This is a genomic window from Victivallis sp. Marseille-Q1083 (assembly GCF_903645315.1).
Classification (GTDB): domain Bacteria; phylum Verrucomicrobiota; class Lentisphaeria; order Victivallales; family Victivallaceae; genus UMGS1518.
In genome coordinates, this window is sequence record NZ_CAHJXL010000002.1 from 547,838 (window position 1) to 571,263 (window position 23,426).

Genomic DNA, 23,426 nt, shown 5'->3' on the forward strand with positions numbered 1-23,426 from the left:
TATATAACCACGTGACAGCAGGCTGAAGAGATCGGCCTGAACCTTATCAACGGCCCTTCCGGTCTTTCGGGATCGGAGGGGCTTGTTATTTTCAACATCACGGAGGTTGTGTATGAAGATTGAAGTGAACAAAAATGAATTGGAAAGAGCGTTGATCGCGCTCGGGAAACTGATCAGTCGGATGTCTCCGATTCCGAAGCATAAATCCCTGCTGCTCGAATGCAAGGATGGCAAAGTCTGTTTCAGCACCCGTTCCCCATCTGAACAGATGACATTCCGGACGGCGTGTGCTGGAGAAGTCGAGTTCCGCTGTATCGTGGGATTCGATGAGTTCCGGGATGCGGTTCGCGGATACCGGAACAAAGTGCTTGAGATCGAAGACAACGAAGGAACTCTGCGAGTCGGGGAAAGAACTCTGTTGCCGATGTCCGGTGTGGAGTGGCGGGTTCCCGATGAGGGTGAACACTGCTCTGTCAGCGAGCTGCCGAAGGACTTTGTCGCTCTGTTTGCTGCGGCATCTCCGCTTGTTGACCGGAACAACCCTCGCAAGGTCTTGCAGGGGATCAACCTCTGCCGGGAGGGGATCACTACGACCAACGGAAGAGAGCTGCTGAACATCTACGTTCCGCTGAATGTGGATGACTTCACGATACCGCTTCCATTGGCTCTGATGCAGACCAAGACAGCGGAATCCGGTACGCTCTGCACGTGGACGGACAGAATCGGGAAGAGGTGCCGCATCGAAACGGAACACTGGGTCTGGTATGCGGAAGGTTTGGAGGGAAACTATCCGAACTGGAAACAGGTCATCCCCTCGCAGAAGGCATTGGTCCGTTCGGTATCGTTCCTGCCGGAGCGTGGTCAGCAGCTTGAAATCTTCCTCAAGAACGTTCCTGATCAGCCTCCGCATAATCCAGTGGAGCTGTACCAGAGCGATGATCCGGGGTATCTGAACATTCTCGCTGGCGAGATGCACACCAGCATAGCGGCGGAGTTCATCGGCAACTGGAACGATGTTTCGATCAAACTCAACAAGCACGCGCTTCTTCGGCTGCTGTCGGAGGGGCATACGAAGATAGAGGCATGTGACGGACATTTCCCGATCCTTGCAACCGGAGGCACGGGACATTATATCACGATACCGTTATATCAGCCGAAAACTCAAGAACCCAAAACCATTCAAACTCAAACGGAGGAACCTAAAATGGAAAACAATGAAATGAGAGTCGTGTCCGCCCCTGTGCAGACGGTCGTCCGCAACTCGGAACCTGTTCCCGAAGCGGTTGATCCGATGGAGGAACTGAACCATGGTCTCGACGAGCTGCGCGGCAGGCTCAAGCTGCTGCTCGATGAAACCGGTGTCCTGACCCGCAAGGTCAAGGAGGCAGTGCTCAAACAGAAGCAGAAGGAGCGGGATTTCATCCTCGCCAAGCGTGCCATCGAACGGATCAAAATGGCGATCTGACCGCATCACACAGAAGAAACACACAACCGAAGGGACGGAAGCTTGACCGCTTCCGTCCCTTCTCATTTATGGAGGTGAAACTATGTTGAAACTCAATGCGTCGTATTCCAAGAAGGTTCCCGCCGGGGAAGAGTATTCAAGCCAGAGCTATCATGCGTCGGTCGAGGTTGAACTTCCGGACGGATTGTCCGGGGAAGCTCTCCAAGCCCGTATTCATGAAACGTTCGATCTGGTACGGAACTCGGTCGAAGCGGAACTGCACGGAAATGATCCCCGTAATTACGGTACTTATCCGGCTTCAAACGGGCCGAAAAACGCTCCTCAAGGCAGGAGAGCAGGAGACCGTCAGAACGACGGTCCGGCGAGTCCGAAACAACTTTCGTATCTGCTTGATCTGGCTCGTCAGCGTGGCGTGACACCGCAGCAGATCGCAGCCCGGTTCCAGGTTCCGGATGTGCGTCAGTTGTCCCGTCAGCAGTGTTCTAATCAGATCAATGAATGGAGGGCTGCGTGATGGCGACCATTGACGAACTGCGACAGGAACCGCACTGGTCGTATTCTGCGTTGAATACGTACCTCAACATCTGCCAGTTGCAATACTTCTACCGTTACGTGGAACAGGCCGAGGTCGAGCGGACTTCGGTCTGCTTTCCGTTCGGCAAGGCGTTTCATGCGGCATTGACCGCCCAGGCGTGGGAGTGTATGATGGGAAACTCTCTACGGCAGGATGAGCTTGTGGAGCGTTTCGCAGAGGCGTTCAAAATCGAAGCCGAAGCGACGCCGAACCTGATCTACAAGGAGGGAGAGAACTTCGACACAATAATCGATCTTGCAACGAAAATGCTGGATGCGGCGCTGGCGAACTGGACGGACTACTACACGATCAAGGGAGTCGCGCAGGCATTCAAGTTTGATGTTCCCGGTCTGGACAAGCCTCTGATCGGTGAGTTCGATCTCATCGTTCAGGATGGACGGGATGCCTGTATCGTGGACTGGAAAACCTCGGCGAGTCGCTGGCCTGCCGGGAAAGCCGACCGCGATCTTCAGGCGACCGTATTCAGCTATGCCTACGAGAAGCAGAATGGCACGGCTCCGCTCTTTCGGTTCGATGTGATTACCAAGACGAAGAATCCGGGATGTGAATCGCACTACACCAGTCGCGGTTTTCACGACTTCCGGCGCTTCGAGGTGTTGGCAAACCGGGCGCAGGATGCGATCAACAAAGGCGTGTTCCTGCCCAATGAAACATCGTTTGCCTGCGGCGAGTGTCCCTATCGGGATCGTTGCAGACAGTGGCATCTGAAGGAATGGAGGTGAGATGATGGGATTGACGATGTGTGAAGGGAAGTTCGTCGGACGTGACGAGATCGCAATGGTTCCGACTCCGACCGCTACCGCGAGCTGGAAGCCGGTTCCTCATAGCGAGGTGATCGACGCTGTAACCGATGTGGTCAAAGCGCATCGCTGGACGATCCTTGAGGAACAGTACGGCTTGGCCCGTGACGGACAGCGAATGTTCGGCATGATCCGGCTCAACAAAAGTTCGAGCATGGAGTGGAGCCGCTGTATCGGCATCCGCAACAGCCACGATCGCACGATTGCGGTTGGTCTGTCAGCGGGGATCAGTGTCCACGTGTGTAGTAATTTGTGCTTCGGAGGAAGTACGGTTCTGAAGCGTCGGCATACCTCCTGGATCGAACTGAACGGTCTGGTTCTGGAAGCGGTGAACGCTCTGGAACTGGAGTTTCTGACATTGGAAAACGTAGCAGAGGAGTTGAAGATCGATGAACTCAATGATGATGAAGTTCGTGCTTCGCTGGTGGTGGCGGCGGAACGTCAGGCGATTCCGTCGTGCGATATTCTGACTGTCTGGAAGGAGTTCAAACATCCCCGGCATGAGGAGTTCGCCGAACCGACCCGGTGGAGCTTGTTGAACGCCTTCACCGAAACCGCCAAGAAGTACAGTCCTGCCCGTGCCGACCAGTGCTACCGCAGTCTGACCCGACTGTTCGGACTGGACGGCAAACCGGCGGAGCTGTGGAAATAGTCCACGGGTATTCACCCTGGCACGCCCTCTGTCGGAAGTGGTGTAAACGACAGAGTACCTCGCACCCCGGCGGCTTCGGTCGCCGGTTTTATCAACTGAAAAAAGGAGTCGTTACTATGGCGAAAGTCTTTTGTCCGAACTGTGCTTCGATTGCGAATCCGCTTCATCGGGCCAGTACGGTTGGAACCGCAACCGGGATTACCGCAGGAGGAGCCGTTGTGATTGTCGGCATGGTTCGCGGTGCTCGTGCCGGAAGCGCGTTGGGAGTTGTCGGCACGACCATCGGAGCTGTCGCGGGAGGAATCCTGAATCTCCTCTGGGGTGTCACCTCCGGAGGTCTGCTCGGTGCTCAGGCTGGCAAGCTGATCGATGAAAACGTGATCGGATTGTACCACTGTCCCAAGTGTCATCTGCGATTCAAGGCATAAGTGCAATATGATTGATGAAATTCATTGTCCTGACTGCAACTCGATCCGTTGCATCCCGTGGGATGACGGATGGATCTACTGCTCCTGTGGTACAGAGTTCGATGTGCCGAGACCAGAAGAGGCGTTTCCGGAGACATCCGAATCGGAAGAATGCGAATAATCTGCAAAATGTAAAGGGGCTGTTGCAAAACCTCATAAGGTATGCGACAGCCCCTTTTTCTTTTGAATATCGGTAAAATTGTGTATAATAAGGTATGATCAGGAGATGACCATGGCTTATTTTACAAATTTTCAGGATTATTTGTTCCTTTGCTCAGATCTATCATCTGAGGAAAAGCAGAAACTCGATAATTATCTCTGGATTTTAGAGTACTCGGGCGTAAGTCGAATAATAGCAGAAAAAGTAACGAAAAGCATCGAAAAAGGCGGAAGACCATCTCATAATCCGTTTCGTTTATTTTCCGCCATATTATTTGCATTTTCTAAACATTCGGGAAGTCTTCGGCGCATTGAAGACAGCATTCGATTTGACACACGTTTCATGTATTTAATGGAACAAAAGGTTCCGTCATATTCCACGATTTCCAGGTTTTGCAACAACATAGTTGTTGCAAGACAGCGAGAAATATTCTCATGTATCATGAAAGAGATTGTTCGAAAATATAACATTGACATATCTGAAGTCTTTATCGACGGAACAAAGCTTGAAGCCAATGCCAATAAATATAAATTCGTCTGGAAGCCTAGAAAAAAGCATGATAAGCTAAACGAAGGCCTCAGATCAATTATTTCTGCCTATTTTCATTTGCCGCCAGGGAAAAAAGAATTTATGGGTCTTCACGGGAATTTGTGGGTAAATCAGCGTGAGATACATCAGAACCCGTCGTCAGTCAAGCGGCAATCCGACATAACCGCTCCCGTTGGTCGCTTTTATTCCGTTTGCCGTTTGACAGCCGCCAGAACCTGATGTGAATACGGCTTTTGCCGGTTCGGAAGGAAAAATGACTTTTTTCATCCGAACCATTGAATAAAAATAGCGCATGGCGTAATATTTTGTTACCACACAATCTATTACGAGGAACCATGCGCCTGAAAACTATACTCAACTACGGTCTGAAATTCAAATGCTTTTGTATCGGGAAATCGGAATTTAACGAAAAGAAAGATTCCATTATCGTGGAAATAAAGGCTCGAACCAATAGCAAACGGATGGTTGACCGGATTATGCAGTGTGACATCCTCCATGCGGATGAGACATTCATCAAATTGATGGTCAAGGGGGCAAAGAAGTGCAAGCAGGCTTACTTGTGGTGCCGATTGACTGGAGTCGGGCCGCCAATGATCGCTTTTCACTTTTCGCCATCCCGATCCCGGGATGTTGCAGAAAGTCTGCTCGGAGATTACTCCGGAACAATCATCAGAGATTCTTACGCGGCCTATGAAAAACTGGACTGCGAGGTTGCCTGTTGCTGGGCGCATGTCCGGCGACGCTTTCTGCAAGCCGTTGAAAACGGATATGGAAAAGCTGAGCCTCTGTTGAAAATTATACAGGAACTCTACCAAATTGAGCGTGTTGCAAAAGAGCGGGCGGAAAAGAAGGGTACGGAAACCGCACTCTTTCAAGAGCGGAAAAATGTACGTCGGCAGTCGCAGAAGTTCGTCCGGGAATTTTTTGAGCAGTGCCGGGTACTCAAGGAGTCGGAACGGCCGACCTCCCTTGTCGCCCAAGCCGTCTCTTATGCCCTGAATATCGAAGAGGAGCTCAAAAAATTCCTGAAGGATTCCAGACTGAATATCGACAACAACCCGGCCGAACGCCTCAACCGGGGAATTGCGATCATCCGAAAGAACTGCCTCTTTGCCGGAAACGAAGCCGGTGGGCAGCGTCTCGCAATCCTGTATTCATTCGCTGCAACATGCAAAGCGAACGGCATCTGCTTTCGCAAGTGGCTCGAAGACGTTCTGCCGCGTTTGAATTCCACTCCGGCAGGACAGATTGATTCGCTGATCCCAGAGGCAAAGCAAAGTTGTCAATGAGCTCAGGCTCATTATTATGAAGAGAGAATGCCGTCTGGTGCTCAAACGCCAGACGGCATCATTTTCTCCTAGCTCTAATTTTTTTCCAAAGCTCTCCGCGATATCTCCCCTCACCATGGGGCTCACTGGGCATACACCCTCACCATGGGGCTCACTGGGCATACACCGCACAGCGGAAAATATTGTTATGGAAAAACGCCTATGCAGACATTCTTGGATTCCTTGTCTCTTGCAAAAGAGAAAATGTTGCAGTATAGTAACGACATTCCAAACCAAAAGAAAATATGACAGATCGTCAGATGATGTCGTAACTTCTACAAATCATATCTGCCGGGCGTTTTTGGCTAGCCGGTCGAGCCCATGCTCATATTCCGGCGGATTTTCGGTACGCGCCCACATTTAAATTACTGTTCATAATTCATTATGTAGCACTTTGAGAAATTCTGCTTGTGCTGAAGCTGACATTTTCTTGAAACGCTCTAACAACCATTCTATTTCCTTTGAATCAAGGAAATGTTCAATCTGTTGCCTCAAAGAAGTCAACAACTCCGCGTTGACCTCAAGATCAACGTATTGCGGAGGCGCATCCAAGTCCGAACGCAATTCGTTCCCTTGCGCAATGGTCATAGCTGAAAGATTTTCTAATCTACTTTGAATTTCATTCAACCAGTCTGTTGCGGCATTTTGTCTAAATGCCTCACACGTTCCTTGCAACAATACAAATGCCTTCTCTAAATCCCACGGAAGTTCATATTCTGCAAAGCGTGTCAAGAAGTTTTCTTTAGTAGTCTTTATTTGTGCCTTGAAATCTGCAGTTGATATTCCCAAAAATTGTAACTTATGAAGGCTATCTAGATAGAACTCAGTTGCAGACCGCATATTTCTGAAATCATCCTCATCTCTGCTGAAACCTGAATATAAATGTTCCAAATCTAACGAACGACTACGCAACTCATCAGCAGATTGCGGGGAGAGTTCCGTTTCCCAAATAGAACTAGCATTATCTTCAATTTTTTTCCGGTGCAACTCAAGGCTTCTGTTTAGTTCCTTTAGCAGAGCAATTTTTTCTTCAAGTTCTCCAACTAGCTGAGCATTTTGCAATTTGGTCATTATTTGTCTGGAAGTCGTCAACAACTTCCCATGTCCCTTTAATGAATCTTGAAGGACCTTTAATTCTGCTAAAGTAATATTCTTCGGAAACGAACTATTATTTGCAAGCCATATATTCACATCTGTCAATGCTTGCTGACATTCAGCTACTTGCTCAAAACTTTTACTAATTCTTGTGTAATATTGCTCAAGTTGTACGCATTGTTCTGTCAGGTCAAGCTCTTTTAGATTTCGTCCAGTTTTTTCAATAAGTTTAGAACGAAATTCTGTCAATGCGGCTTGGCTACGGTTCACTGGTCGTTGCGAGACTAACCACGTTGAAAAATTTTGGATGATAATTTGTTTGGCAGTCAGAATCTGATCTGCTAAATATGAATAATCTTCCTGACGCCACATCGGATCGTCTGTTTTTTTCTTACCGTAGCTTTGCAATAGGGAAGCACCATAACTCAAATTAAAAACATCTTCTTGAGTCTTTGCACGCTCGATAATATTAAAAGCCTTTTCTTCTTTTTCATCAAATTCATCAATTTTTCTTTGAGCTTCTTCCGCAAGAGCGTGCAATTCTCTAGCTTTCCATTTAATTGTTCTTGGAATTTGAATTCTAGTTTCTAAATCATTTGCTTTGGTGGCAAATTCAATTCTGGCTGCGTATGAGCAAGCATTACCCCAGTCGTTTAACAACTGTTCCCATTCGGAATCATTGTTTTCGGTCTTAAAAAGATTGATTGCAGATAGAGCTTTAATCGATAAGATATTTGCGTCAAACAATCTTGCGTACATGTTTTGCCAGTCCGTATGTTGACCGTTTTCTTCGGCAAAAATGATATTCTTTCTTGTTTGAACATAAACAGAAAACAAAAGTCCTGCTGACGCAATATTAGCACCATACGGAGAGGCACAAGCCATTTCTATAGCAGATGCACAATTAAGTCCTTCCTGGTTTCCATATAATATTTTATCCCACTCCATTACAATTGCTCTTGCATTAGGCTGAGCAGGTTGAGCATTGATCGAACCGTCCTTGTTAAAGATCTTCCACGCTTCTTTCAATACGGAATTTGCACGGTTTTGTTGACGTTGTGGCATTGTTTGAATTTTGCCGTAAGAGAAATCATCCAAAAGCAACGCTCTGGTGAATTCTCCACAGTCTACAGCCGCACACGCCTGTCCTAACAAACTTTTGAAAGGGTGAAAAAAGTGGAGCCAACTTGTCCGTAATAGTATATTACGGTTGCCTAAACCACAAGGAGGCTCCGTAATGAAGAATACATCAGTCAGTCTTTTTCGTCAAGTGTTGGATTTGATACCGAAGCGAGAATTTGAAGAAATAGTCATGAAACACAATGGAGACAAGCGAAAACAGTCCTTTGACAGTTGGGCACATTTTGTGTCGATGATCTTCTGCCAGTTGGCGCAGGCCAATAGTCTGCGAGAGATTTGCGGAGGTTTGAAAACCTGCGGAGGCAAGTTGAATCATCTTGAAGTGGAATCCGCTCCAACCAAATCCAACTTGTCGTACGCCAATGCCCATCGCTCTCCGAAAATGTTCGGCGATATTTTCCATATGCTTCTGGGACACTGCCATGCAATTGCGCCACGGCATGAGTTTTCGTTTCCCAAGAAACTTTACAGTCTCGACGCAACGCTGATTGAGCTTTGCGTTAAAGTTTTTCCATGGGCAACCTATCGGCAAACCAAAGGGGCAATCAAGCTCAATATGCTGTTGGATCACGATGGTCATCTTCCCGTGTTCGTTGATTTCACCAATGGAGATGTTCATGAGGTAAACAGCGCCAGACGAATGGAACTCCCGCGTGACAGCATGGTGGTTTGTGATCGCGGATACGTTGATTTTTCCATGCTGTATAATTGGAATCTCTCCGGTGTGGATTTTGTCACGCGCCTCAAGACCAATACGACCTACGACATCCCGGAATACGATGTCAAGCAATATCCCGGAACCGTTTTGAGCGATGAAGTCATTTTTCTGCGTGGTTCGCAAGACAAATATCCGGAACGTCTCCGCAAAGTGGTCGTCTGCGATGTGGAAAACCATCGGACATTGACCTTGCTAACCAACAATTTTGAGCTGGACGCACAAACGATCGGCGACATCTATAAGGCTCGCTGGCAAATCGAAAGCTTTTTCAAGATGCTCAAGCAGAACTTCAAGATCAAAACGTTTATCGGCACCAGCGAAAATGCGGTTCGGATTCAAGTTTGGACAGCGCTTATCGCTATTTTGCTGACCAAGTACCTGAAGTTTTTGTCGAAAGCGCAATGGCATTTTTCAACCCTGGTCACTTTCCTGAAATGGAATCTATTTGTTTACCGCGACTTGCGCCAATGGCTGGATCAACCATTTACCAAACCACCGGAGCCGGAATCATTTCAACCAGAGTTCGCTTTTTAGGACAGCAGATTTACAACAAAGGGGGGCTACTTTTGAGAATTGGTGTGAAATAGATGAAAATGAGGGGGCGTAATCAGAAAATTACGCCATTTTGAAAATTGTTAGGACAGGTGTGACAGCCGCATTAGTCCTACTTGACCTGTAATTGTCAAATGGAAATGGTAATACCTTGGAATAAATCTTTTCAAATATAAAACTGGCTATTTGGGTAAGGCGAGATGGAAGTGCATCCCCGGGAAAAGTAGTCACAAAATTACGTTGCAAAAGCGCTTGCTTTATTTCCTCTTTTAAGGCTTCAATGCGTCTCTCTCGATGGATAGAAGCTATTTTTCCATAAAGTTCGCCTTCTTGTGGAGAAAGTTTTTCAATAATGTCTATCTCTGACATTATTTTACCGACTTCTCCCGAATCATGAAGCAAGGCAAGAACAACAGGTACATGAGTATGTCCGGTCTGCTTTGCACATTTTCGCAGAACATTTTGAGCTTGCAATTTGATGTCTTCTATTGATTCGTGTTCTGACACATAGCAATAAAAAATTATTCCTCGCGGAGTGTCAACTTGACAGAATTTTATGCTGTCCATCACGCCTGTCCTAACAAACTTTTGAAAGGGTGAAAAAAGTGGAGCCAACTTGTCCGTAATAGTATATTACGGTTGCCTAAACCACAAGGAGGCTCCGTAATGAAGAATACATCAGTCAGTCTTTTTCGTCAAGTGTTGGATTTGATACCGAAGCGAGAATTTGAAGAAATAGTCATGAAACACAATGGAGACAAGCGAAAACAGTCCTTTGACAGTTGGGCACATTTTGTGTCGATGATCTTCTGCCAGTTGGCGCAGGCCAATAGTCTGCGAGAGATTTGCGGAGGTTTGAAAACCTGTGGAGGCAAATTGAATCATCTTGGAGTGGAATCCGCTCCAACCAAATCCAACTTGTCGTACGCCAATGCCCATCGCTCTCCGAAAATGTTCGGCGATATTTTCCATATGCTTCTGGGACACTGCCATGCAATTGCGCCACGGCATGAGTTTTCGTTTCCCAAGAAACTTTACAGTCTCGACGCAACGCTGATTGAGCTTTGCATTAAAGTTTTTCCATGGGCAACCTATCGGCAAACCAAAGGGGCAATCAAGCTCAATATGCTGTTGGATCACGATGGTCATCTTCCCGTGTTCGTTGATTTCACCAATGGAGATGTTCATGAGGTAAACAGCGCCAGACGAATGGAACTCCCGCGTGACAGCATGGTGGTTTGTGATCGCGGATACGTTGATTTTTCCATGCTGTATAAATGGAATCTCTCCGGTGTGGATTTTGTCACGCGCCTCAAGACCAATACGACCTACGACATCCCGGAATACGATGTCAAGCAATATCCCGGAACCGTTTTGAGCGATGAAGTCATTTTTCTGCGTGGTTCGCAAGACAAATATCCGGAACGTCTCCGCAAAGTGGTCGTCTGCGATGTGGAAAACCATCGGACATTGACCTTGCTAACCAACAATTTTGAGCTGGACGCACAAACGATCGGCGACATCTATAAGGCTCGCTGGCAAATCGAAAGCTTTTTCAAGATGCTCAAGCAGAACTTCAAGATCAAAACGTTTATCGGCACCAGCGAAAATGCGGTTCGGATTCAAGTTTGGACAGCGCTTATCGCTATTTTGCTGACCAAGTACCTGAAGTTTTTGTCGAAAGCGCAATGGCATTTTTCAACCCTGGTCACTTTCCTGAAATGGAATCTATTTGTTTACCGCGACTTGCGCCAATGGCTGGATCAACCATTTACCAAACCACCGGAGCCGGAATCATTTCAACCAGAGTTCGCTTTTTAGGACAGCAGATTTACAACAAAGGGGGGCTACTTTTGAGAATTGGTGTGAAATAGATGAAAATGAGGGGGCGTAATCAGAAAATTACGCCATTTTGAAAATTGTTAGGACAGGTGTGGCTGTCCATATGTTGTGAAATCATATTTTCTGCTAGCCGTCGGAAAATACTCCAATAGGTAGGACGACTATCAAAAATCCATTCAGAAGACAAAATCTTCTGTTCATTTGCAAAATCACACTCAATATCGTGAATATATTCAGGAACCAGTTGCGCTTTTTGCACAAACAGCTTTTCTTGTTGTTCCGAATCATATTCTGTAGCAATTTTGTGGCGTAAAAACTTCAGAAATTGGGATTTTGAAACACTGTCTCCAATAATATCAAACTGATGGAATGATTCATCCCAAGAAACAATATTAAGTTCTTCTTCCAAATTCTTTAATATTGCTTCCAATTCATAGGCAGCTATTCCAGAGAAAGCAGATAAGGCAGTAATCGCCTCACTCCTGCTAGAGGCCTTCAAGCGAGTTATGGACAGGAGGACAATGCTCCGAAGAGTTAAAATGTCTTCAAAAGATAAGTGTTGTCGGTGTTTTTCATAAACCGACTGATACGATTGAACTATTGCATTATGTCCTGACTGTTCTTCTACATCTAAAAACTCACTTTGCAATTCAGATGTCCACAGTCTAACAGGAGGCAAGGTTGTACAGTGGGTGGAAAATTCAAATTCAGTATTATCCTCTAATGCTGCTTTTAACAGCGACAGGGCTGAACGCTGTTGCAGATATTGGCCTCCGGCAGATAAATGGAAAAGCAGCCATACAGATAATGGAGACAGTGGCCAACACCCGTGTCCAATAACTCGACTGAACATATCTTCTGAGTTCCAGAGAGAATGGTTTCTTGCATCCGGATACCAGTTTTGAAGTTGAGCAAAGGTTGACTTGATGGTGTTTGGATCAATATTTACAACATTCGTATTTTTAAGCAAAAGGCTGGCGATCAAGGTTTCAAGATTTATTGAAAGATACAATTTTTCAGAAGATTGAAATCTTGTGATAAAACGACGTATGTCGTTTTTGAACTCAGTAGGAAGTCGTTGCTCGTAGGCTTTCAATTCATATTGAATGAACCCGATAAAGGATAATTTACCAGAATTTTCCTGTATCCCCTCATAAAGCTGCTGCAATGCGCCATTACCAGCGATTTGGCTTTTGGTTGTTGCAAATTCTAAATAGCGACCAAATTCATCAAATAAAATCAAGACTTTTGAAAACGGTTTGTCATCACCGACATATTGGACAACAAGTTGTTTCAGCACATCTTTAGCTGTTTCATCGCCGATCGCTTTTAACGGTATTCCGAGGGTTGCCAAGAAATCATGCACTCTTGCATATATTGTTTCATCATATGCCGCAAGTTTGTCATAAATCACACTCATGTCAGAAATATCCAGTTCAAGCAGAAGAGGCTGAAGCAATGACGCATCAAAGTTTTTCAGAATACTAGCTGCATGGGTAAAGCGTTGCCGCAATTCTTCCAGTGGCTCGGTGGAAATCTTTAGTGCTTGCAGTTTTGTTTTTGCTTGAGCAAGAATTTCAGAACTCAAATCAAAATTATTCATTCCGTTTAAGGTAATAACCAGAGTTTTACCATTTAATTCAGATAATAATTTTCGAGTCTGCTCGGCAATGGATTTATCTGCGATTGCAATATTATCAATAATTTTATTTTTCACCTGTTCATCAGATGATTCCAGCAACTGCGATAACGTAAGGGCAATATGAGATTTCCCACTGCCAAATCCTGCAATGGCTAATGTAAAAGGTTGTCCTGAATAGTTTGTTAAGTTTCCAAGTATATTTTTGAAGAAAGAAGCACTGTCAATCAGACGATGTCCTGTATTTGAAACATCTCTTTGGGCTACCCCATGATAAGCAGGTCCATGAAACACAAATGCTTCAGAAACCTGTTTGGCTTTTTCAGGATCAGAGACAATCCAGTCTACATCAATAGCCCCATTAAACAAGCGAGCAATATCAAACTTAACAACCTCATTCAGAACAGGCATTATTTTAATCCTCCGTTAAATAAAATCTTCATAGAGTCGTTTCCACAAACTTTCAGAAGTCGTTTTACTACATACAATCCACGGATGCATATGCCGATCTATAGAAAATATACCCTTTTGTTCAAGCATTGTCAGAACTTGTTGTGATTCGCCGAGAGTCCAACCTGTTATGCTGCGAAAGCCACAGAACTCCTCTAGCTCATCTACAGTTATTTGGCCACCTGCACGTTTATTTCTTTCAATAGCATCTATCATCCAAGCAGCATAACCAATAGCAAAACTACTATCAATCGGTGCTTTTTCACGTTTCCACCTTCCTGAAAAATCTTTAATTGCACCACATTTTTGAAATGAATTCTCGTCAGAGTACATCCTAAATGTTGGACCTAGTGATTTCCCATCGGATGCTCCAATCATCGGGCATATCCATTTTTCCAAAGTTTCCTGATCAAATCTATCTCCAAGGATATCCTTGCCATTCCAGAAAACTTGATACCACGTTTCCGCCCCATCTTCTTTATTGCAGAGATACAAATGAGCAATCCACTGGGTTAATGCTTCTCTAAAGAATTTATCTTCAAGTAATACTGCTCTGCCAAAGAAAGTAAGAGCGAGTCTTCCGTCTTCAACCTTTACAAGATGCATTGCAAGGCAATAATCAGCAGTCGGCAAGGCTTTTCCACTAGAGGAATACCTGTTGCATCTGCGATTGCTTGCATATCGAGCTCGCCGTTGTCAGCTGCGTATTTCAATAATGCGCCAAGATATTGTTTTTCTGGAATAAATGTACGATGAAAATTCCGGGCTAAACGTTTGCTTTTATTTTTTGCAGTAGCCATTAAAAACCTCTTTCTGCCAAGGAGGAAATTTTGATTTTATGGACCTCAACTCTCATCTCACCTGTTTTTTCATTGAGGACAGGGCCGATGGATAAGCATTCGCCTTTTTGCAAAGACATAAGTTTTGCCTTCCATTGTTCTTTAGTTCCTGAATTTGCAACCTGCATAACCAGTTCAGCGTATTGATTTGCCTCTGGCGCATTAGGTCCAAAGAACAACTTATGTCCTGCTTGGAACAATCTCGCTTGTTGATCTTTATCCAAGTTACTTAAAGTCTGTGTTGCAGCAATAAGACACAATCCAAACTTTCGTCCTTCTGTGAGGATTTTACCCAGGGGAGCTTCTAATTTTTGATCAAGATTCTGGACTTCATCGAGTACAATTACTTTAGGAGTCTTTTCGGTACTTGAATTACATGCATATGCGTAAAGATCCCAAAGAATAAACTCAATCAATATTCTTGATGTTTCCTTATCCACCCCTGCCAATTGGAATACATGACACAAGTGTTGCTTGTCATCAAAAATTCCTTGCCAACTAGAGTTCTGCTCATTCGTAAACGGATGTTCAGAAACGAATGGCTTTAACTTACTGATGACAGTTTGCACTGTCCCTTTTTTGTGAACTCCATCATCAAGATAGCTTTCCCAAATCGGCATGAGACGTTCCAAATTCATTTGTCCCGACTCTACACCATCATAGATTGCATCAATTAAGATGCTGGCTTGCTGATCTCCCATATTATAAACAGAGTTAAAAATGGAGGTTACACGTTTTGCGACATCCATAGAATTGTTTTCGATGAAGTAACCACCGCCAACATCTTGCTTTTGCTTCAAAAATGGATCAAGAGGAAGTTTATTTGCTTTAACAAATCGTTGTCCTGGTCTCAGAGCATTAGACGTTGCAGATTCCAGCTGATTGGGCAAAAATCCATTGGTATAATCTACAATAAGACTGTTTTGCTTCTGTCTGCCAAATTCACACAAAATTGTCTGAATAGCATAGGTTTTTCCCATTCCAGAACTGCCAAATATAAGTAGATGACGGTTGTTCAATTTAGGATGTCCAAATTCCCAATAGAAGTCTCTGCCATTTTCTTTCCCCAAGAAAATTCGTTGTGGAATCTCATGCTGAGGCCCCGGAACAGCGGGGGGCTGTTCAATGGTTTTACCATCCTCGTCATTCCCGTCAGCCGTTGAGGCTGAATCATCTATTGAATCATTCCCAGAACTCACAGGTGGCTCATCTTCAGGAATAACAGGTTCAATGACTGGCGGAGCTACGATTACCTCTTCCTCCTCTTCTGGTTCAATCTCGTCCTGTGGACGTTCCTCAATATCGGTAGCAGTTGAAGAAGATGGTTTAAGAGTAACCATCTTTCCATCCCAATCTCTAATGGGAGATTCCATGCCGTTGCAAATATTCTTTATGAATTGATAACCAATGGAATAAACCTGCACTTCGTAGTTTTCATTGTTGGACTCAATATCCCAACATTCAATTTCGTCCATTCCCGGTTGCTTGCTGTCCGTCCAGAATGCAAAAACACCGGCAGTCCAGGAAATTTCAAAATCACCGGCTGACAAACGTTCCATTGCCGCCAGGAATATTTCTTCATTCTGAACATTTTTTGCGCTGCAAGCAATCAATCTATGAAGCTGCAAATACCAGTAGCGTCCATCTGGCACTTCTTGGCCATTCACTCTGGGGCGGAATGCCTTAATAAGTACATCAAGTCCATTCTGAATTTGCTCTTTAGCCTTATCCAAAACAGCACTGTTCTCCTTGACCATCTTGCATTCGATCATGGTCATCTTGAAGGCGAATTTTCCCGAAGGGGTAATATCTGCCCGCATCCACAATAAATCAGGATGTGTTTTATCGTCAGGAGAACTCAAATCGAACCAATGACGATATGCATCGATAGAAAATATCTGATTGCACAAGTGTTCGCCGGAGGTGAGCGGCAGAAGTTTATAAATCAGGCTGTAAGCCAACAAGTCACACCGGTAATAGCTCGGACCGAGCGCTCTGATCATAGACAGACCGGAAAGTTTTTGTGCTTCACCTACCAATTGCTCAACGATAACAATATCCTCTGCCTTGCTACCATAGGAGAAAGTATTTTTGAAATTATTCCGGAGATTAATTTTCAGGTCAGCAAAAGAGAATTGCTGAGTTGAAATAGTATAATTACTTTCTCCGTGGACACCAACGCCAGAACCAAAACCTATGAGTTCACGCTCTTTGCCTTGATCTTTGTAAGTAGGACTTATTTCTTTCAACAATTTATCATCAATATTGGCATCAATGCATACAATCCATTCGGCGGCTTCATGTGCGGCATCAATGATTCTCTGCCATTCTGCAAAATTGCCTGTTCCGAGAATAACATGGTATTGATCCGTTTTCGTATATTGATTTTTCAGGCGCGCCATAATTTCAGTATGGTCCGCGTTTATTCTGAATTGCCGGTTGCTAATAATTTGAGTTCGAGTTAGCTTCTCATCAGGAGTCGCTTGTGAGCAGAAGGACTTTTCCAGTATCGGGAATTTCAACACATCCCGAGTATTGTCATAAGCGGCAACTGGCTTAAATTTATTTTCATCCTGTCCTGCTGCAATGAAGTTATAGAACACAAAAATATCGCAGTCGAAATCTTCACGCAAAATTTTTTCAAATTGTGCACGGTTGTTAGTTGTTGAAACAATGCGATGCGCCACAGACAATGAACAATAGGAGTAGTATTTCAACTTATCTTCATTTTCTGCCGCTTCCCAGCGCTCCTGCCACTCTTCAAGATAGTTGGCAATACCTGTATCGTCAGCGAAGTCAGAGAACAACACCAATGATACTGCATATTTTTGTCCATTTTTCATTTGATCAGGGTTGATCCACTTCTTCAGATAACTATTCAACGCAGAAAGCACAGGTTGAATATCATCATTCCGATAGACAGCAAGGCAAATGCCGTCACGGGCGTGAGGATGCATTACTCGGTAATCATTGAGGATTCTCAAGAGCAGTTTTGACTCTCGTGTTTCCTTGAAAATCTCTGTATCGCTGATATCATCCTCATCTATGTGATCATAGCGAGTTATCAGGCGAGTTGCAATTGAAGATGTTGGATCGGTATGCTTATTCAAGATACGATGAAGTAAATTTTTGCCTCTGACATCTATACTTAACACACCATTGGCATCGGTTAACAAGCCCCCAAGCGGCATTTGAATTTCTGCCATATCAACATAGTACTGCCACCGGTTTTCTTTGAAACTGGGTTTATCACTTGCCAATGCTTCATTAACCAGAGTGGAAAATGCACGCGTCAGGAATACGCACTGAGCATGAACCATCTCTATTAAACTGGGATGCAAAATGGTGATGACGGCATCTTTCTCGTATGGCCGAACTCCCCAAATATCAATATCTTGATTGCGGTGATCACCGATGACCAAAAATGCTCGGAATAACATCGCCGCCAATTTTGTGGAATTCTGATATTTTTCTTCTTTGACAAAGTGTTCTGCTGCCTGATGATAAGAGTCTATAAGAGCCGATGCTTTTTCTCTCAAAGCAGAGTAAAAACCGTTATTTTTTGCATTTGAGATGAACTGCTTATAGTCAAAAGCAATTTTTTCCAGATCTATTTTTAATTCATCCGGATGTTGAGTGCGCCATGTCTCTGTAAACAGGTTCTCCATGAAAGGCGTTGCTCCAGGATGGGAATCACTGTCATTGATACAATGTAGCAATATCCGGCAAATTTCATCCTCATCTTTAGCGGCCATCAATTCCTGATAGTAGTTCAGATGAAAGACCGGAATGGGATAAAGCCAGTCGGCATTGTGCTCTGCAATATTTTTGTGTGCAAGAGTTATCAGATCGGATGCCAAGCGGTAGGGGTGAATTTCTGGCAGGCAAAGAGCAAAATTGAAATCTTCATCCATGTCTTCAGATGAGAGTTGTTCCAATGTAACTTGAAATTCAAAATAAGGCTCACCGGTCTTTGATGACTCATAAGCGATAGTATCGTTCAGCAGTTCACAGGATATCTCTGTGGTGTCGCCATCTTTATTCTGGAAAATTTGGATATATTTTTCCAAAAATGCGTCCAACCCACCAAGCATTTGAGTAAGTAATTGCTGTGCTTTCTCACTTTGATTCATGTCATCTGCGCAACAATCATGGCGGAATTTTTTACCGGTCAGAACAACCTTGGTGATATTATGAGTTTTTGCTTTTCCAAGAGCAATATAAATAGCGTGCAAAAACACCTCAAGAGGAGAACCGTAAAGTTTTTTTACAGTTTGTTTATCCGTTTTTTCCTTTTTAGGCTTATATTTCAGAATATCTTCCCAGATAAAAACAAAATCGCATTTGTTCAGAAGCTGCTTGGATCCTGCATCGTTTTCCGCGATGTAAAGTTTCAAAGCATCGAAGAATTCTTCTTCAGACTCAAAGGATGCGATCTGTTCCGGCTGAATATCTTTTTGTGCTTCTGAAATAAATTTATCAATACGTTTCAATGCATCTTCGCGCTTGGAAGGCTCAAGGAAGCTGTTGTAACTGAAAAAGTCCTTTGCACTGCTGGAATAATATCTAAAAGATTCTTTGCGTTTGCTTTGATACACACAGTTGCTGAGATTAGGAAGCCCGAATGAGTCTAATTGCGCGAGCAGCTCGCGGATAGCCTCCTTGGCAGAAGTTCCATCTATTTCCGCATTCTCCAGAAATGCGGAGATTTTTAATATGTCATAACGTGCTGACAGTTCTTTAAGAATATTATCTGCTTGTTCAAGTTCAGCTTCGCCGAATTGTATATTGTGTTCATTAAAAAAATCATCCAACCATCCGGCAAAACTTTGTTTCAGCTGGGCATTCCACAGATTGTAAAAATCGCACTGGTGGAAGTCTGATAAACTGCCTTTATCTGTTACTTTTGCAGAACCTACCAGGATTAGCAGAGAATTTTTATCACTGGTATTGATTGCGTTGCGTAATCCAGTCAAACTTCCGGACACCCAATAACCGTTAACCTTTACATCAGCTTGCTCTTGGGCAGTCCACTCTTCGGCAAGTTCATGAGCTACCTTGAAGTCCAAATGGATGTCATTTCCGGAACAATATTTGTCCAGACGATTTGCCAATTCCAGTGTTTCTTTGGCAGGCAAGCTGGGAATCATCATCTGAAAACGGTTGCCTGTGCCAGGAATAGCTTTCAGCTGTCCATCAATATAATTAACAACGCTTTTAATATAGTATTTCATTATTTACCACCCCTACAGAAAGGATTTTTTACCAAGGAACATGAGTCAGACAATGTGATCAGCATTCCAGAAGCCTCCAACATTCGTTCCAAGAATTGCGAATCGACAGCATTGAAATCGAGTTGCTCCTTTCGATTTTGCCAATCAGGAGATTCTGCCAATGCGCTTTCGTCAAATACAAATCCAAAGTGGTTCGCAATATTCTGCTTGAAACGTTCCAATGTCATCCGTTGTGTAGGCACGAGGGAAAGGACGAAAAATCGCAACAACTTGTCGGTCAGAACAAAACGAGCCTTGCCGCCACGCCGGGGAACGATTAAACCAATACTCTTTCCCACACGGCTGTACAGCTTATGACCGTATGTTTTATCTGCTTCTTTATAAACTCTTTCTTGTTTACCATCAAGCGTCGAAATGTTTTCTTTTATTTGCGGAATGCGTATCGCTTTGTATATACTAAGACAGATGTCAGAGAGTGTATTCTGAGAAATTTCACGACGTTTTCTGCAGCTTTCATCTATTTCAGAGAAAAACAGACGGAAATTTAATCCATCACCACAGGAAACTCCATCACGATATCGATAGCTTTGTGCGGCTAGAGAACGCATCAACTGCATGGCACAGACCATTTGCAAAAGATCAACTGTTTCCATAAGATCTGTTTGTGCTTGCAATATCCGCAAAAGTTCAATAGCGAAAAGATATCCTTCATGCCATCCTTCTTCTGGACACCAACCACATGTAATCTGACGTTGCCTATCGTGAATTGAATCTGTCGCATTAGCTGTACTTTGATCAGCCTGACGATCAATAAAATCAGCCAGTTCGTTTAATTCTTTTGGAGTTTTCTCAAAAAATTTATATAATGCTCCTTGCAGTTTATCGTAAAGCATTTTGGGAGCTTGTTCGTGGGGCAACAAAAATTCCCATCGTCCTGTATCCTTAAGCCAAGTTGTTATTTTAACAGGCTCTTGATGAAATGCATTATTCAGTTGAAGAAAAAGTAATTCTCCGCCACGAGCCAGAAACCGATGTTGATTTTGTGTAAACAAACTATTAAAATTATCCAAAACATCTTGCCAACAAAGCAGTTTTTCTGATTTTCTCGCTACAGTTTCATTCCAAATCAATTCTCCGCTAAGAACACCCTCACAGAATGGCAGAAAATTTTGAGCGCACCAAGTACGTTGAGCACCATTTCCCCAAAAGCCAAGGAATAAATTATTTAGCAAGATAAGAGCTTCATCTTTTTGCCCATCATCAGCATAAATTTTTTCCTTCATTTTTTTCCATAATTCTTGACAATGTTGCCGATGGGTTGCATGACGAGTCTCAAGACGAGATGCTCCAAGGAATGTGAAAAGTTTTAAATTTAATCTTGCCTTAGGAGAATATGAAAGCTCTTCATAAGCCCATTCTTGCAATTTTTCCCATGCTGGAAAATATCCCGAAAAATTGTCTCCAGCTATCGCTTTTTGAGAAGAAAGTAACAATAAAAATTCGGATAGTAACTCGACAGGATGTTGTTCGCTAGAAAAACGTCGTCCGAATAACTGGATCGCGGGATTTCCATCTTCTTTTTGTTCTGTATTGCAAATCCCTCTTGGAAAATCAGGAATATAATTAGTCATTTGAGACCTCCAACTTATCACCTTCCATACGCAAGCGCTGTTGACATAATTCATAAGTGTTATTTTGTTTTAGTAAAACAAGGCCATCATCATTTGGCAAAGCACAGCGTTTGAGCACATCCGTTTTGAATTTTTCCAATCGATCAATATAGGAGCTTTGTAGGACCGAGCTAATTCCACCATTTTTACGATGTGCAATATAGTCAAGGAATGGCAATGTTAATTCCAAATCGATGCCTTTGCAGATAGCTTTACCCTGCAGAATAACAACATTGCTCTCAAATTTAATGCTGAAGTTTTCAGTGAAATTAATCTTCCCTAACACAACCTGTGCACTTTGGCGGATGTTGTGTTGTCTGCGCGCAAGAGTGATATACAGTGATTTCCCATTGGATTTACTGCCGTCAGGAATACGGACTCCACAAAAGTGCTCTTGCAAAACCTGAAACAGTTGATTAAGCAATTTAGTTCGCTTTTCAAAAGCCAACTCTCCTTGTTGGTGCCAGTTATTATACTGTAACAGCATTTCCGAATTTAAAAAGGCTCCCAGAAATTTCTCAAAATTTGCTCGTGTTGATTCCGAAGGCGTATGAAGGAAGTAAAACATTCTACGAATTTGCCGCCTTGCCATTGCTCCGTCCGAATTATTGGATTCTGGATCAATTTCAATATTGGCTTCTCTACTCACTTTATTATAATATTTTTCCAACTCCGGAATATTCAGAGTAATAGATCCCTTTTGTCCCTCTAGCCAGAAGTAACGTTCAACACTGGAGGCAAAACGGGACTCGAAATTTTGTGCTTTTATAACCTTAACTGATTTTAACTGTTCTGCACGATAATCTGCTGCATTTGCATTGTCTCCGAAAAAGTGGTTAAAGAAGAAATAATCCCCTGCGTTGTCGTGAAATCTTGCACCAGCAACAGCTTGTTCCATAATTTGTGAACAATTATAGCCAGAACAGAGCATGTATGAAAAATGAGCACTAATCTGCCGCATTGTAAGTCGACTTCCGTACGCAGAAATACGTTCTAGTAACAAGCCGAGTCTTTCCAAGATAACGGAATCATACTGTTGTATCAACGACACATTGCGCAAAATAGGACAACCTTTAGCAAACGAACATTGCTGACATTTTTCCCAGCCGGGGGCATGAATCATCTTTTGCCACAGTTTTTTTGCAATATCAATATTGTTTCGTAAAGCAAGGTTATAGACGGAAAAAATAATGTTTTCGATTACCAAGTTCTTTCCTCGAGAGGAATCCATTGCCTCTAACACACGGTCTTCCCATAACATTTTTTGATTGCTGTCACAATTATTCAAAATCAGAGAAAGCAGACTGCCTGTGTTTGATACCAGCACAAAACGGCGTTGATTGCTTTTTATTTCTTTCCAAAGTTGCATCTGTTCTTCCCGACTCCATTCGCTAAGGTCTTTTACAATGGTAATCGGAATTCCACCGTAGTTCAACTCCTCTTTTGCCTGCAATCCGGCATCAAGGGACAAATCTGCAGGCAATTGCTTAATCCGCTTATACACCTCCAAGGCAATTGTTGATTTACCATCTCCTGCATGGCCGGTAAGAATAATATGTTTGTTGAGACCTTGTGTTGTCAAAATTGAGTATATTTCATCGACAAGAGGATGCGATATATGAATTTGACAAAATTGGGCTTCTTGAGCTTGCTTTTCTGCTAAAGCTCCGTCGCTGTTGCCATCAAGCGAATTAAGGGAGTTTATATATGAAACAAAAGAATTTCCTGTAAGCATTTTTTCAATCTTTACAATAGCCATCCCCTCTGCTGTAGACGTAACTTTTTCTACTGATGAACTCAAATGTTTAACCAAGAAGGATTTCAATATATTTCTGCGCTCTGCAGTTGTTAACAATTGAAACATTTCATCTGATAATACTGCATTTTTTACAATTTCCTTTAATTGTCCCGGTCCACCAACTGTATGAGTGCTTTCAAGGACGAGTTCCATTCCATCTTGAGGTACTAATGACCAGAAAGATTGACTTCGTAAATGGAAAAATGGAGCGTAAGAACGATCCCGATCGTTGGCAGATGCAAATTGCCTAAACCTATTTGTAAAAGCTGTTTTCAGAATATCATTGTAAAATATTTGCGCTGACTGAAAAATTCCTTGTTCAAAAAGGTCAACGACTGCGAGTAATAACAAAGCTTTGTGAGGACGAAAATTCCCCGCATTTGTTCCCATTTTTTCGATTTCAATGAACAGTTCTGAAGATGGCATAATATTC

17 protein-coding genes are annotated in these 23,426 nt (G+C 43.5%); 9 read left to right on the forward strand and 8 right to left on the reverse strand.

Annotation, left to right across the window (positions count from 1 at the left end):
* The first annotated feature begins 112 nt into the window (after positions 1–112).
* The 7 genes from HWX74_RS18315 (at position 113) to HWX74_RS18345 (ending at position 5,977) form a co-directional block, all read left to right on the forward strand.
* Entirely contained in the window at positions 113–1,465 is a 1,353-nt protein-coding gene (locus tag HWX74_RS18315; protein ID WP_176015008.1) for a hypothetical protein, read from the forward strand.
* An 82-nt stretch (positions 1,466–1,547) separates the two neighbouring features.
* Entirely contained in the window at positions 1,548–1,979 is a 432-nt protein-coding gene (locus HWX74_RS18320; RefSeq protein WP_176015009.1) for a hypothetical protein, read from the forward strand.
* On the forward strand, positions 1,979–2,782 hold the full coding sequence (locus HWX74_RS18325) for a PD-(D/E)XK nuclease family protein (protein WP_176015010.1): 804 nt from the start codon (positions 1,979–1,981) through the stop codon (positions 2,780–2,782). The genes HWX74_RS18320 and HWX74_RS18325 overlap by 1 nt, the downstream gene beginning before the upstream one ends.
* A 1-nt stretch (position 2,783) precedes the next feature.
* Complete coding sequence (locus tag HWX74_RS18330; RefSeq protein WP_176015011.1) at positions 2,784–3,512, forward strand: DUF932 domain-containing protein; 729 nt, start codon at positions 2,784–2,786, stop codon at positions 3,510–3,512.
* A gap of 116 nt (positions 3,513–3,628) precedes the next feature.
* Positions 3,629–3,940 (forward strand): hypothetical protein, encoded by a 312-nt coding sequence (locus HWX74_RS18335; protein WP_154419712.1) that lies wholly within the window; start codon positions 3,629–3,631, stop codon positions 3,938–3,940.
* Positions 3,941–4,211: 271 nt separating this feature from the next.
* A complete protein-coding gene (locus HWX74_RS18340; RefSeq protein ID WP_176015012.1) occupies positions 4,212–4,907 on the forward strand; it encodes a transposase in 696 nt (231 codons plus the stop codon).
* Positions 4,908–5,023: 116 nt separating this feature from the next.
* The gene (locus tag HWX74_RS18345) at positions 5,024–5,977 is read left to right on the forward strand and encodes an IS66 family transposase (protein WP_176015013.1); all 954 of its coding nucleotides are present in this window, start codon (positions 5,024–5,026) and stop codon (positions 5,975–5,977) included.
* Between the two features lie 411 nt (positions 5,978–6,388).
* Here HWX74_RS18345 and HWX74_RS18355 read toward each other — a convergent pair whose 3' ends face one another.
* Positions 6,389–8,215, reverse strand: coding sequence for a hypothetical protein (locus HWX74_RS18355; RefSeq protein ID WP_176015014.1), 1,827 nt, complete (start codon positions 8,213–8,215; stop codon positions 6,389–6,391).
* Between the two features lie 133 nt (positions 8,216–8,348).
* Here HWX74_RS18355 and HWX74_RS18360 point away from each other — a divergent pair, with 133 nt between their 5' ends.
* A complete protein-coding gene (locus HWX74_RS18360; protein WP_176015015.1) occupies positions 8,349–9,503 on the forward strand; it encodes an IS4 family transposase in 1,155 nt (384 codons plus the stop codon).
* Between the two features lie 81 nt (positions 9,504–9,584).
* Here the strand turns inward: HWX74_RS18360 and HWX74_RS18365 are convergent, their stop codons facing one another.
* Positions 9,585–10,088, reverse strand: a complete 504-nt coding sequence (locus HWX74_RS18365) for a hypothetical protein (protein WP_176015016.1) — start codon at positions 10,086–10,088, stop codon at positions 9,585–9,587.
* 99 nt (positions 10,089–10,187) lie between these two features.
* On the opposite strand from HWX74_RS18365, the gene HWX74_RS18370 reads away from it, so the two are divergent.
* Positions 10,188–11,342, forward strand: coding sequence for an IS4 family transposase (locus HWX74_RS18370; protein ID WP_176015017.1), 1,155 nt, complete (start codon positions 10,188–10,190; stop codon positions 11,340–11,342).
* 73 nt (positions 11,343–11,415) lie between these two features.
* Here the strand turns inward: HWX74_RS18370 and HWX74_RS18375 are convergent, their stop codons facing one another.
* From HWX74_RS18375 to HWX74_RS18400, 6 genes are read right to left on the reverse strand one after another with little or no spacing between them, the layout of a single operon-like run.
* Complete coding sequence (locus tag HWX74_RS18375) at positions 11,416–13,413, reverse strand: hypothetical protein (RefSeq protein WP_176015018.1); 1,998 nt, start codon at positions 13,411–13,413, stop codon at positions 11,416–11,418.
* 15 nt (positions 13,414–13,428) lie between these two features.
* Positions 13,429–14,085: a hypothetical protein gene (locus HWX74_RS18380; RefSeq protein ID WP_176015019.1), complete on the reverse strand. Its 657-nt coding sequence runs from the start codon at positions 14,083–14,085 to the stop codon at positions 13,429–13,431.
* Positions 14,046–14,252, reverse strand: coding sequence for a hypothetical protein (locus HWX74_RS18385; RefSeq protein ID WP_176015020.1), 207 nt, complete (start codon positions 14,250–14,252; stop codon positions 14,046–14,048). The genes HWX74_RS18380 and HWX74_RS18385 overlap by 40 nt, the downstream gene beginning before the upstream one ends.
* The gene (locus tag HWX74_RS18390) at positions 14,252–19,525 is read right to left on the reverse strand and encodes an ATP-binding protein (protein ID WP_176015021.1); all 5,274 of its coding nucleotides are present in this window, start codon (positions 19,523–19,525) and stop codon (positions 14,252–14,254) included. The genes HWX74_RS18385 and HWX74_RS18390 overlap by 1 nt, the downstream gene beginning before the upstream one ends.
* Entirely contained in the window at positions 19,525–21,156 is a 1,632-nt protein-coding gene (locus HWX74_RS18395) for a hypothetical protein (protein ID WP_176015022.1), read from the reverse strand. Before HWX74_RS18395 ends, HWX74_RS18390 begins: the two co-directional genes overlap by 1 nt.
* Entirely contained in the window at positions 21,149–23,419 is a 2,271-nt protein-coding gene (locus tag HWX74_RS18400; protein WP_176015023.1) for a hypothetical protein, read from the reverse strand. Before HWX74_RS18400 ends, HWX74_RS18395 begins: the two co-directional genes overlap by 8 nt.
* Between the last annotated feature and the right edge of the window lie 7 nt (positions 23,420–23,426).

Excerpts from the sequence above, each read along its gene's own strand:
- HWX74_RS18330 (WP_176015011.1), top strand. The coding sequence starts at position 2,784 with ATGATGGGATTGACGATGTGTGAAGGGAAGTTCGTCGGACGTGACGAG.
- HWX74_RS18345 (WP_176015013.1), top strand. The coding sequence starts at position 5,024 with ATGCGCCTGAAAACTATACTCAACTACGGTCTGAAATTCAAATGCTTT.
- HWX74_RS18390 (WP_176015021.1), bottom strand. The coding sequence starts at position 19,525 with ATGAAATACTATATTAAAAGCGTTGTTAATTATATTGATGGACAGCTG.
- HWX74_RS18315 (WP_176015008.1), top strand. The coding sequence starts at position 113 with ATGAAGATTGAAGTGAACAAAAATGAATTGGAAAGAGCGTTGATCGCG.
- HWX74_RS18335 (WP_154419712.1), top strand. The coding sequence starts at position 3,629 with ATGGCGAAAGTCTTTTGTCCGAACTGTGCTTCGATTGCGAATCCGCTT.
- HWX74_RS18360 (WP_176015015.1), top strand. The coding sequence starts at position 8,349 with ATGAAGAATACATCAGTCAGTCTTTTTCGTCAAGTGTTGGATTTGATA.
- HWX74_RS18325 (WP_176015010.1), top strand. The coding sequence starts at position 1,979 with ATGGCGACCATTGACGAACTGCGACAGGAACCGCACTGGTCGTATTCT.
- HWX74_RS18395 (WP_176015022.1), bottom strand. The coding sequence starts at position 21,156 with ATGACTAATTATATTCCTGATTTTCCAAGAGGGATTTGCAATACAGAA.
- HWX74_RS18375 (WP_176015018.1), bottom strand. The coding sequence starts at position 13,413 with ATGCCTGTTCTGAATGAGGTTGTTAAGTTTGATATTGCTCGCTTGTTT.
- HWX74_RS18385 (WP_176015020.1), bottom strand. The coding sequence starts at position 14,252 with ATGGCTACTGCAAAAAATAAAAGCAAACGTTTAGCCCGGAATTTTCAT.
- HWX74_RS18400 (WP_176015023.1), bottom strand. The coding sequence starts at position 23,419 with ATGCCATCTTCAGAACTGTTCATTGAAATCGAAAAAATGGGAACAAAT.
- HWX74_RS18370 (WP_176015017.1), top strand. The coding sequence starts at position 10,188 with ATGAAGAATACATCAGTCAGTCTTTTTCGTCAAGTGTTGGATTTGATA.
- HWX74_RS18320 (WP_176015009.1), top strand. The coding sequence starts at position 1,548 with ATGTTGAAACTCAATGCGTCGTATTCCAAGAAGGTTCCCGCCGGGGAA.
- HWX74_RS18365 (WP_176015016.1), bottom strand. The coding sequence starts at position 10,088 with ATGGACAGCATAAAATTCTGTCAAGTTGACACTCCGCGAGGAATAATT.
- HWX74_RS18340 (WP_176015012.1), top strand. The coding sequence starts at position 4,212 with ATGGCTTATTTTACAAATTTTCAGGATTATTTGTTCCTTTGCTCAGAT.